This is a genomic window from Flavobacterium sp. (assembly GCF_049318325.1).
Classification (GTDB): domain Bacteria; phylum Bacteroidota; class Bacteroidia; order Flavobacteriales; family Flavobacteriaceae; genus Flavobacterium.
In genome coordinates this window covers 1-11,427 of sequence record NZ_JBMOGQ010000069.1, presented here as the reverse complement: position 1 = coordinate 11,427, position 11,427 = coordinate 1, and the positions used below count along the sequence as shown (strand labels likewise).

General features: G+C 31.3%; 10 protein-coding genes. 3 read left to right on the top strand and 7 right to left on the bottom strand.

The genetic code is table 11. From position 1 onward, the window contains the following. The 6 genes from ACOYLP_RS07455 to ACOYLP_RS07430 form a co-directional block, all read right to left on the bottom strand. Positions 1-532, bottom strand: a 532-nt coding sequence (locus ACOYLP_RS07455; RefSeq protein WP_422855554.1) for a hypothetical protein, incomplete at its 3' end; no start/stop codon positions are given. Positions 533-741: 209 nt separating this feature from the next. Then, positions 742-1,263, bottom strand: coding sequence for a hypothetical protein (locus tag ACOYLP_RS07450; protein ID WP_422855553.1), 522 nt, complete (start codon positions 1,261-1,263; stop codon positions 742-744). Positions 1,264-1,914: 651 nt separating this feature from the next. Beyond that, positions 1,915-2,082: a hypothetical protein gene (locus ACOYLP_RS07445; protein ID WP_422855552.1), complete on the bottom strand. Its 168-nt coding sequence runs from the start codon at positions 2,080-2,082 to the stop codon at positions 1,915-1,917. Positions 2,083-3,110: 1,028 nt separating this feature from the next. Beyond that, on the bottom strand, positions 3,111-3,416 hold the full coding sequence (locus ACOYLP_RS07440) for a delta-60 repeat domain-containing protein (RefSeq protein WP_422855551.1): 306 nt from the start codon (positions 3,414-3,416) through the stop codon (positions 3,111-3,113). Positions 3,417-3,484: 68 nt separating this feature from the next. Then, the gene (locus tag ACOYLP_RS07435; protein ID WP_422855550.1) at positions 3,485-4,195 is read right to left on the bottom strand and encodes a GLPGLI family protein; all 711 of its coding nucleotides are present in this window, start codon (positions 4,193-4,195) and stop codon (positions 3,485-3,487) included. A gap of 25 nt (positions 4,196-4,220) precedes the next feature. Beyond that, on the bottom strand, positions 4,221-4,493 hold the full coding sequence (locus ACOYLP_RS07430) for a hypothetical protein (RefSeq protein WP_422855549.1): 273 nt from the start codon (positions 4,491-4,493) through the stop codon (positions 4,221-4,223). Positions 4,494-5,435: 942 nt separating this feature from the next. On the opposite strand from ACOYLP_RS07430, the gene ACOYLP_RS07425 reads away from it, so the two are divergent. From ACOYLP_RS07425 to ACOYLP_RS07415, 3 genes are all read left to right on the top strand, one after another. Continuing rightward, complete coding sequence (locus tag ACOYLP_RS07425; protein WP_422855548.1) at positions 5,436-6,410, top strand: CBS domain-containing protein; 975 nt, start codon at positions 5,436-5,438, stop codon at positions 6,408-6,410. Positions 6,411-7,022: 612 nt separating this feature from the next. Next, positions 7,023-7,568, top strand: a complete 546-nt coding sequence (locus tag ACOYLP_RS07420; RefSeq protein WP_422855547.1) for a hypothetical protein — start codon at positions 7,023-7,025, stop codon at positions 7,566-7,568. Between the two features lie 10 nt (positions 7,569-7,578). Further along, positions 7,579-10,695 (top strand): hypothetical protein, encoded by a 3,117-nt coding sequence (locus ACOYLP_RS07415; protein WP_422855546.1) that lies wholly within the window; start codon positions 7,579-7,581, stop codon positions 10,693-10,695. A gap of 444 nt (positions 10,696-11,139) precedes the next feature. On the opposite strand, the gene ACOYLP_RS07410 is transcribed toward ACOYLP_RS07415, so the two are convergent. Beyond that, on the bottom strand, positions 11,140-11,427 hold a 288-nt coding region (locus ACOYLP_RS07410; RefSeq protein WP_422855545.1), incomplete at its 5' end, for a response regulator transcription factor.

The window sequence follows — 11,427 nt, the reverse complement described above, 5'->3', positions numbered from 1 at the left end:
ATAAATCATGTTCTGTATCAAACCTACCCCAAACGTTGACGTCCCATAGGTATTTATTAACCATTTCCTCATTGGATGAATCTATCGAATTGTTAACAAGCAAATTGGTATATTCATAAAAATAGTTAGTATAAGTACCGGTAGTGGTATAGATACCTATCTTTGCAACTCCTGGGCCTCCGGTTTTTAACATTTCATCTGGAAATCCTTTTACTGTTCTGGATATGGTCCCACCCGCAAATAAACTCCATCCTAACCCACAATTGGAAGCCACTTCATTGGCAATGATGCTTGCAGGATGGTATCCCAGCTTAATGTCAAAACTCTGACCATTTTTAAGCTTGGTGTTAAAAATAGGTATGGATACATCAGGAATGCCTGTATAATAACCAACCGGAATTTCTTCGAATTTCATGAATGCTGCAACAGTAGGAGCAGGTGGTAAAACTTCTGGAACTTTGTTAGGTTCCACAATCTGTGAGAAAGATAATGCCGTAATCAACAATGATAAGATTGATAATGTATTTTTCATTTTTATACAGTTTTAATTTTTAGTACTCTGTTTAACTCCACTATTCTGAATATCAGTCCTAATATTCACAATATAAACCCCTTCAGGCAGTCCCAGCAAGTCTATCGGTATAGTCCTGTCTGAAATCTGAAATTGCTGCAAAACATCCCGGCTATATCCACAATGGTTGCGGTCCCTTTGATATAATCATAACCCACAATGATATTAGTTTAATCAATAGCCGGGTTAGGAATCGCTTCAATTGGTTTTTTATCTACTTTCGGTTTTTGCTTGTCTTTTAGTTTTACCACCCAAAAATCAACGCCCCCTTTACCGCTGCTTTTATACCCTGAGGCTTTTACCCCGCCATCGGCAGTAAGGAGAGTTCTGCTGATTCCTGCCAAAAGATAACCTCCGTAAGGGGTTTCAATCACCCTTTTCAAAATATCCTTCCCAGAACCCACAAAACCCTTCTGCCAATCTAGTTCCCCTTTTTCATTCATTTTCCAAACCCAGAAGTCCAAATCCCCTCGATTATCTTCGGTCTTATTTACAGTCTTTTTAGACAACGAACTACCCGCCAACAAAAAACCATAATCAGGCGTGGGAACCACATCAAATAAATAATTAGCATGCTTGCCTCCATAGCTTTTCTCCCATAGAATATCTTTTGCAGTTGCTAGTATTATACCACTAAAAAACACCACAATACAAATACTGAGGAATTTGAATAATTGAAATTGGTTTTTCATAAAAATGATTTAATGTTGAGTTATAAATAATACACTTACGCTGAAAGTACTCTAATAGATGATAAATAATTATATAATTCTAAGTTCTCCTAATAACAGGTATTGTGATCAATAATGAACTATGGCCCACTATTACCAGATATTTTTGCGCTATAAGCATTTCAACATGGGATAAAACACTGCTTGATATAGTAAAATCAAATACTATACACGTTTTTTAATTTCAAATTTTTTTTTCTAAAACTAAGGGGCAGCAATACATCAAACAATACGTATAAATACGTATTTACATTTTATATATCTTGTAAATTTATCAGAAATAGAAGAAGTAGAAGAAGTAGAAGAAATAGAAAAAATGTTTCAAAAGCAAATCTCAAGTACTCTAAAAATTATAAAAGCAGCCTAAGGGATTATTGAAAAACACATAAATATTGAAAAGAATTAACCTATAATATTATTGACGGACGGCTAGAAATAAAAATTAATAGTGAAATTGTTGGTGACCCGTTACCTGTAACAAAGAAAAATTTAGAAATAGAATATATCAAAGATTGAAAAAAAATGGTGTTAACATTAAAAGAAAATTATTAGTTCAAAATTTAAGTAGTAAATAAAGATACAGACAATACAACTTTCTGAAAGGGCAATATATCAGCCATTCTCTTTGGCTTTTTCCTCTAAAAATCGCTCTACCTCTCTCAAAACATGCTCATTCGCTAATCGCTTTGTTTCACGAAATCGCTTTTTGTCTTGTTCAATTTCTCGAACAAACAGAAAGACAAAAAAGAATAATAAAAATACAATTGGTAGGATAGCCATAATTTAAGTTTATGTTTTATTGGTTTTATTCAGCTTCACTAACCGGTAATCATTATTTTAACGATTTCCAGTTACACTTCAATCATTACATTCTACAATTCCCCCGTTATTGAATCTATCAGTGCTTGATAACACACTAAAACCTTCATAATAATTAGAACTTCCCAATGCTTATTGTAATTGTATGCCTATAAGAATGTTTAATTTCAAACACGATTATCTGAACCTTGATGATTACATGTAATTCTTCATCGGTTGATTAAGAAGTTCCAGCTATTGTATAGCCCAATAAGAAGTTATTAATATAATTATCTTAGTTCATTTCCAAACCTCAATAATTTTCTTGCCACTACAAGACATCTTTGAAACTCAACTTGACAACCCAGATATCTTGTGCTCCTTTAATTTGGGATCATCGAAATTCAATGCAGTTGAAGTTCATACCACAACAGAACTTCTATCACTGGTTTTTTCAATACTAAATGAATCTTAATAAAGACTTCCTCCCTAATATTTTTGCAATTGAATTCCAGGTTGTGCAAGGAGTAATTCAAAATTTAAGACCGTAAATTATAAAATAATTTTATTTTCATTTTTTAAATAATTTAATAGTTGTTTTAAGACTGACATTACAACATCTTTCAATACTTTTTTGAGGCATTTTGTGTCATCACTTTATTTACACTACTACTGAGTGTAATTCCAGACTCTAACAATCTCTTTTCATTTTCTAATCGCTTCTAAAAAAACAGTATCTATACTCACTGCTTAATCTAATGTTGAATGGTAGTTTAAATCGTATTTTACTGATAGTCAAAATTTACAGATAATTTATTTTGCTAAATTCCAATGTTAGATAAAAACATTGCTTTTATACTTAAACCATATACCTAATGCCATACAAGTTATTCTTTTAATAGTTTCACCTGAATACTTGAGTTTTCATTTGCAATTTTGGAAATATAGTAACCACTCGGTAAACTGAAAATGTCTATCGCGTTAATCTCTTTTGAAATAATTGATGAATTTTAAACTTCTTGTCCTAAAAGATTATATAGAACTATTTTCGAATAATCTACTTCTGCTCCTGACAAATCTATGTTTAATACACCAATCCTGAGATTAGGGTAAACTTTTACATTTCCTAAAGTACTATTTATATCAATTTCAGGCTCACTAACACACATTATAGATTTGTTTTTAGCTTGAGTTCCAATATTTCCTTGAATTCTGGTAATATCTCCTGCAGTGATTCCATTAAAGAAAGTGAATTTTCCACCAACAATTATTTTTCCATCACTTTGTCTCTTTAAAGCTCTTATATAATTATACAAATCACCAATTCCACCACTATCTAACGTACCAGTACCTATATATTTTTTTAATCTTCAAAAAAATCAAACTAATTCATTAGATATTCAATATATCTATTCGGCATAAATATGTCGCTATCTTCAATTTTTGATGTAGTAACTCTTTCAAATTTTTGTTTGTAAAAATTAATAAATTCTGACCATGTTACCGTTTCAATATTGCCAAAAGGATTGCTAACATCCCCTTCATCAAAAGTAATATCAGTAGCGACTATTGAAACCGATTTGTCAGTTGATTTGACCTCAAGAATTATACCTGGCAATCCATCGAATTTAAACGGACCACTATGTATATTTATAGATTCCAAAAAATAAGCTTTATATTCTCGACCTCTAAAAAAACCTGTTGCTTCCATACAATCGTAAGACAATATTTTTTTTGTATTAGAAGTAATATTCCAACTTATTCTATAATTATCATCTTTTATTAGTTTTTTCAGACCATAATTTCTATCTTGAATTACATATTTGTCATCTAAATTTTTGTAGTAGGTGAATTTATAATCAAAGCCTTTAGTATCGTATTCTCCTAAGTAATTCAAATCGACAATAGTGTCACGAGGTGTCTCAATATAAAGACTTTCTCTAGTATTGGATATTAATTTACCGTTATCGTAAACAAAACATCCAAAGTTATCTTTATCGTCTGATGTCAAGGATTTATAATTCACAACAACTTTTTCATTTTGTGACAAACAAAAGAAAGGTATTAGCATCAAATAAATAAAATATTTTTTCATGATTATTTGTAGATTTGAGTTAATGTTATTTTGGAGTATCATTTAAAGCTGTTAAAGCTTTTGTCGCTATAGATTTTGCTCTTGCACAAGCTTTACCTTTATCAATTACAGCATCACCGGTCACATCGACACATGCTCTTACTGAAACACTTTCTCCTGTTGATTGATTAGATGCTGTTCTTACACAACAAATTTGAGGGATGACATCTTTATTAATAGACAATACCTCTTTTTCTAATGAAAAAGCTGATAATGAACAGCCTAATAAAAAAACCGATGAAATAATTTTTTTTCTCATAAATTAAATGGTTTAATAAATTAACAAAATAAACGTAGGATTTTTTTAAACGGAAATCAAATGCCATACATGTTTTTAATTTCAGATATTAATTTTCCAAAATTAACATTAGGCAATACATCAAACAATACGTATAAATACTAATTTTTTTAAATTACCAAATACCAGTAATTTTTTGATAGATTTAGTAATTAGTTTCAATATCGGTATAACTGCTTTGGTATAGATCATAAGGCATTCAATAAACATTAAGAAACTTTATTTGAATTGGAATTTAAACCAAAAAGATAAGAAAATTTTAAATGATTATATTATTAGACTTGCCGGGAGTTATTTGCAAACTGAACAATTTAAAACTAGTAGAAGATATTTTATTGATATCCTCATCATTTTTACATATTCTGTTTATTTACAAACATTATCTAAAAAAATAATTAAACAAACACATTCAAATAAAGTCTTGGCACTCAAATTTCCTCCAATTCAATAATTTGTTTTTTAAGGGCAAATAAAACAACCTTCTACTTCCAGTAATGAATGCTTATGATAACAATCTTTTGTGTAATTTACAACTTAAAATACACAAAAGCCACAATATTATCTAATATTCCTTTTCTTCAACAAAATCTCAAGCGATATTATATTGAGTTTTTTTTAGTTGTATCCATAAAATACTTTAACAATATAATGCTTTCTGTTATGGATTGAATCAACCAGAGCTATACCAAAGTCCTAGACAGAAAAGTAAGCGAGGATATGAAAATGCTCAAAAAAAATTCTTACATAACAACACCCTTTCAAAAATCTCTAATAAAATACATGTTTCTGTCTAGATAAATACGCATAAATAAGTATTTAAATTGTCTGACATCCTATTTAATTTGCAAAATAAATAATCAAGTATTATTAAGTTATCAGCTATATTATACCAGTATATAAAAAATGAACGTAAGAGAAGATTTTTTAGAAATAGTAAAAGAAATTCAAGAAAACAGGGATAAAGAATTTGAAATGTCCCCTAGAGATTTTTTAAGTTATTTTCATTGTGAAAAAAGAACGAAAGGCAACAATGCTAGAATAGACAGCTTTTTAACTTCTAAAAATTTAGAAACAACCCCTCATTATTCTGCTGTTTGGATTGATGGTTGTATAAAGTTAAAGCATAAAGCTCGAGCAAGAAGTAAATCTGATAGTGACCCTATTTTAAGAATTAGCATTTTACCTTCTGCGAACAAACCTCCGATTACAATTAACAGAGATGCAAAATTATCTGATGTTATAACGTTGATGATGATGCATAACTTTTCTCAATTACCAGTTATGAGTAACCCTAAAAGCGTTGCAGGTCTTATAACTTGGGAAACAATTGGAATTGGAATAACAAATGGTAACACATCTAAAGATGTAAAAGATTATTTAAAGACCAAAGTCGTTATTTTAGAATTAGATACTCCACTTTTAGAAGCTATTAAAACAGTAATAAAAGAAGAAATAGTACTTGTCCAAAAGAAGGACAAAACACTTTCTGGCATAGTTACAATTACTGATATTAGTTCCCAATTTTTCACTTTAACAGAGCCATTTTTACTACTTGAAAAAATTGAAAATTTAATAAGGTTACTTTTAGATGAAAAATTCTTGCTTGAGGATTTAAAATGGGTTTGTTCTGACGATGAACCCGCTGAATTTATTGATGACTTAACCTTTGGTCAATATATTAGACTTATTGAAAATGAAGTAAATTGGAAAAAACTAAATTTAAATATCGAAAGGGTACCTTTTATCAAGCAACTTGACAAAATACGAATTATTAGAAATGACATCATGCATTTCGATCCTGAAGGAATTACTAGTGAACAAAGAGATGATTTGAATAATATGGCAAACTTTTTAACAGAATTAATAAAGTATAATTAAAATATAACTGTACAACTTTTATAGTCTATACAGGAATATTTACAGCAATTTAACTTTATAGAACAATGATAAACCTAAAACAGAATTGAACAAACTTCCAACCACCACCCAAATCGATGATAACATAGCATGTTGTTTGGTTAATTGCATACACATTACAGGGTTCAAATGAGAATGCTCGTATAATTTATATTTTCTCATACAATCAAAACCTTCATGACAATGTAGGCGTCACGTTTCCACTATCAGAGTATGTCCCCAATTCAAAATTAGGCGAATATGTAACATAAAATACTGATTTAAGCGAAATGTATTATGAAACCAACTCCCAAGTAACATAAGAGTTAAAAATAACTTACAATAACTGAAATTATTTCAAACACATTTTGGTTTAATGCAATTAACTCAAATGGAGAAATCGTAAAGGTTCGAGAAGGTCGCTTTAATATGAACTATTAAAATAAAACTATGATTTAAAAAAAACACAAAAAGAGAAAGCCGCTACGGGAGGTAGCAGCTCTCACAGTCAAGAAAACCAGCTCTCACACAGGTTAACTAAAACACTTCAAAAATAGAAAAACAAATCTTTAATAACAAGTAATATCAAACACTATGAAAATCCTAAAAACCACAATCGCTATTCTTTTTTTTACACTAACCACTAACGCTCAAATCACCAGAGGGAATTGGATGGTGGGGGGGAATGGAAGTTTTTATTCTCAAAAGTATAAAAATCAGCAAATAGAACAGAATAGTATGGTTTTGGAATTAAGACCAAATTTTGGGTACTTTCTAGTTAATAATTTTGCCATAGGAGTTTCTCCACAACTTATTTATATAAACACAAAAGAAAGCGAATCACCTGCCTCATTTGGTTATGGCGCTGGTTTATATGTTAGATACTATTTATTAAAATCGGACAAAAAGATAAACGTTTTAACACAAGTTGGATATACTGTAAGCGGTTCTAATAACGAAGACAGCACTGGTACAATACTGGATGTTAAAGCGGGACCTGTTTTCTTTTTTAATCCAAAAGTGGCTTTAGAGATAACTTTAAACTATAATTCAAATAATTTAAGTTCATCAACAACAGTTGACATGATAAGGTTAGGTGTTGGGTTTCAAATACATTTAGAAAAAACAAAAAAACTTTAATTATTTAAAAATGAAAAAATATTTATTATTTGCAATCATACTACTTAATTGGGGTATGATAGCACAGCAGTCTGTTTCCACCAATGGACCAACTTCTGTTGAAGTTGGTATTCCATATGATTATACTTTTACGTTTTCTCCGGTATATCCAACAAATAGTAGTGGAATTACCGCTGACAGATATGTTATTACTGAATGGATTGTAAACACTGGAAATAATGATGATAGTACTTCTATACCAGGATATATAGGGAATTCGGGTAATCAAAGCAGTTATTATAACAATTCTACGTTTGATGGTGTAAATCCTCTTATTATTCCCATACAATGGGGTGATGGAGGAACGGCATCTTTTGATGTTGTTACAGTAAGAGTTTCAGGGTATTATAAAAAACAAAATACAGGAGAGATTATCGCTTACTTTAATTATCTAGAAAATTCATTAAGCATTTCTAATGTATACAGAATGAAACCACCAATTATTAATGGGGCTACAGTTATTGGTAGTTGTGGTGACCAAACTATCTCAACGTTTTCTTTTTCAAATTTTACAAATGCAAATGTTATAGCTTGGAATGTAGATGGTGGTGCATCGATAACTGGTCCAAGTAATGGAAACGCTGTTAATGTAATCCCTCCTTTGTCTGGTAGCGGATATAATCTATCATGTACTTTAAAAAGGTCATCAGGGAATCCTCTCTACAAAGTAATAAGTTCAAAAAGTGTCACAAGGGCTGCTTTTAATTCTTCAGCTACTATCTCAGGGCCTACAGGCATTTGTACAGGCACTGAAAATTATACTATATCTAATGTCAATGTTGCTGCTGGAGAATCAGTACAATGGAGTTTAACAGGAAATGGTACTTTGAGCAATTTATCTAATTCAGGAGTAACAGTAAACAATATATCAAATAATGGTTTGCTTCAATTAAACGCGACAATTAAAAACGCCTGTAATCAAACCACAACTAAGACATACACTATATTCAATGGATTAACAACCTTCGTTAGTAATGCCTCAATTCAAGGCACTGTAACTAATATGTGCACTACTTCTGGTCCAACAATTTTCAATCTCAATAATGTAACAGCAGGTCAATCAGTAGTTTGGAGTATATCAAACCCAAATATTGCGAATTTGGACGCTAATGGTACCCAAGCCATACTAACACCCAATGGAAGTGGAAGCGGACAACAAACACTAACGGCAACAATTACAAATTCTTGCGGACAGACAGCAACCAAGAGAGTATCTTTTTACATAGGTGAACCTACCTTCAACAAATTCACCTTCGGCTGCACCAATCGCAGTCTTTGTATCACCTCAGACGCCAGCTTTGCTTTTACTTCGCCTTCTATTTTGAATACCAAAAACAGAGTGATTGCAAACTTTTTTGGGCTCTCAGCGGCTGAGGCTGCTAATAGTGCTAACTGGCAATGGCAAGAAGTAAGCCCAAATGGATATAATTTATTATTTATCAATAACTCCTCTCCTAAAAACTATCTCGATCTTTGTCCAATAGCAGCAGGAACAACCACTGTTCAAGTAAGAGCAAAAAACAACAGTTGTCCTGACTTTAGCGAATGGGTTTCTCTCGAAATAACAATAGAGCAATTACCAACATCAATCTCATTCAGACAAAGTCAAGTGACTGGCAATATATCATTGAAAGCAGAGCCTTCAAATTCTTTAGTAACTTCAAATAATTTACAGTCTAGTTGGGCAAGTGAAAATATTTGGGTTCGTAACAATCAAGACGGAAGTACTGTACATCAAAATCCAGTTTATAATGAATCAAATCCTAACTATGTATATGTTAGAATTGCAAATACGGGATGTACTACATCTCCTCCTAGAGGTTTAAGAACCTATTGGGCAAAATCATCAACTTCGCTACGCTGGCCAAATACTTGGGATGGCGCTACTTTTAACGGTAGTGATACTAAACTTGGTGAATTAATTGGTGAAGCACAAATACCAGAACTGCTTCCAGAACAAGAAACCATTATTAGTATGCCGTTCCAGGTTCCAAATCCTGATAAATACAAAAATATTGTTGACGAACCATGGACATTTGGTTTGTTGGCAAAAGTAGATACAGAATCTGAGGAGACCGAGTCTACAGATACAGAAGATTTCATTGAAAACTTAATGAATAATGACAAAATAGCGCTTAAAAATGTAACGTTGGTCGATGTTACCTCAAATAATCCAGAGGAGCAAACTATTGGAGGGGTTATTGCTGTGGGAAACAGTTTCAATAGTCCAAAATCATTCTATTTAGAATTGATAAAAGAAGATTTAGAAACGGGTAAACCAATTTATGATGAGGCAGAAGTATCACTAAAACTAGATGAAATACTATACCAAGCTTGGGTTCGTGGTGGTAAAACTGCTGAACGAATAGATAATACGTTAGACGAAAAGGTTAAACTAATTAAAGACAACAATGTTTTCTTAAGGGATTTAGAATTAAACCCATTTGAAACAGGAACACTATATTTGAAATTTAATTTTTTAACAAAAGAAATTACAGATAAAGCAAGATATGTATATCATATCATTCAGAGAGAAACTAGCACAGGCAGAATAATCGGAGGACAAACATATGTCATAAAAAAAGAGCAAAAACCGCTATTTGTAGCCGATGCTGGTGGAACTAAATATGTAGATAAAAACGAACCAATTACTATTACGGCAGAACAAATTAATGACGCTGCTGCCTATAATTGGTATGATGAAAATGGAACGCTTATAGCTTCAAGCAGAGAAATTAATATTGCTACTGAAATAGCTCAAAAATTTAAATTAGAAGTAATAAGAACTGACGGTTTTAAAGACTACACAGAAGTTGAAGTTAAGTTAAATCCAAATGCTCTTTACGCTATTTCTCCAAATCCTGCATCAGACATTGCTACAGTTTCTTATAAAATAAACGAAGCAAGTTCTGCTTATCTAATGGTTATAGGAAATTATGGAACTACAGGTGATTCTAACAATTATATAGTAGATATAAATGCTTCAGAAGTAAATATAAATCTTTCCAATTATCCAAACGGGTTTTATACCGTTGCACTTATTTGTGATGGGCAAATTGTAGATGCCAAGATCTTATATAAGATGTAAATCTTAATAAAAATTATTTTAAAACAAATAAGCCCGAGAAAGTCTCTGGGCTTATTAATTAAAAGAATAAATTGTACTTTTTACAGTCAACTTTCACATAAGTTAAACTATCTTATAAGTATGATTAAACTATAGATATATTTTTGATAACCAACAGAACTTATAACTTGGACATCCCAAAGCTTTTACATTAAAAATGAAATTCACTTTGGATAAAATTCTTTCAAAAAAACCTTTAGAAATATTTTGATAAAGCTTATGATATAGTTAGTAATGCTTTTTTAGGTGGTTTTATTTGATATAGCAATCCCTAAATAGGAGTAGTTGTCGCCAAAGGAAGTGGAGTGATGTGTGAAATTAAATAAAATTTAAATCCAAATGTTTAGGAAGAAAAACATATATATTTTACTACTGAGTTTTTTTTAACAGCTACACCGTGTATGATTATATTTCCTCCAATTCAATAATTTTATTTTTAAGGGCATACAAAACAACCCCGATAAAATTCTTTGATTGAGTTTTTTCCATAATATGATTGCGGTGCTTTTCCACAGTTCGAGGGCTAATATTCAGAACATCGGCTATTTCCTTACTGCATTTTTCTAGTGTTGCCAATTTGATAATTTCTATCTCTTTAGGAGTCAAATGTACTGTTGGTGAATCTGAAAAAACAGGTCGTTTTTTCTTCCACAATAAGGCTTCCCGAATAACCGAACTCAAAGCCATGTCAAA

Excerpts from the sequence above, each read along its gene's own strand:
- ACOYLP_RS07450 (WP_422855553.1), bottom strand. The coding sequence starts at position 1,263 with ATGAAAAACCAATTTCAATTATTCAAATTCCTCAGTATTTGTATTGTG.
- ACOYLP_RS07445 (WP_422855552.1), bottom strand. The coding sequence starts at position 2,082 with ATGGCTATCCTACCAATTGTATTTTTATTATTCTTTTTTGTCTTTCTG.
- ACOYLP_RS07435 (WP_422855550.1), bottom strand. The coding sequence starts at position 4,195 with ATGAAAAAATATTTTATTTATTTGATGCTAATACCTTTCTTTTGTTTG.
- ACOYLP_RS07430 (WP_422855549.1), bottom strand. The coding sequence starts at position 4,493 with ATGAGAAAAAAAATTATTTCATCGGTTTTTTTATTAGGCTGTTCATTA.
- ACOYLP_RS07425 (WP_422855548.1), top strand. The coding sequence starts at position 5,436 with ATGAACGTAAGAGAAGATTTTTTAGAAATAGTAAAAGAAATTCAAGAA.
- ACOYLP_RS07420 (WP_422855547.1), top strand. The coding sequence starts at position 7,023 with ATGAAAATCCTAAAAACCACAATCGCTATTCTTTTTTTTACACTAACC.
- ACOYLP_RS07415 (WP_422855546.1), top strand. The coding sequence starts at position 7,579 with ATGAAAAAATATTTATTATTTGCAATCATACTACTTAATTGGGGTATG.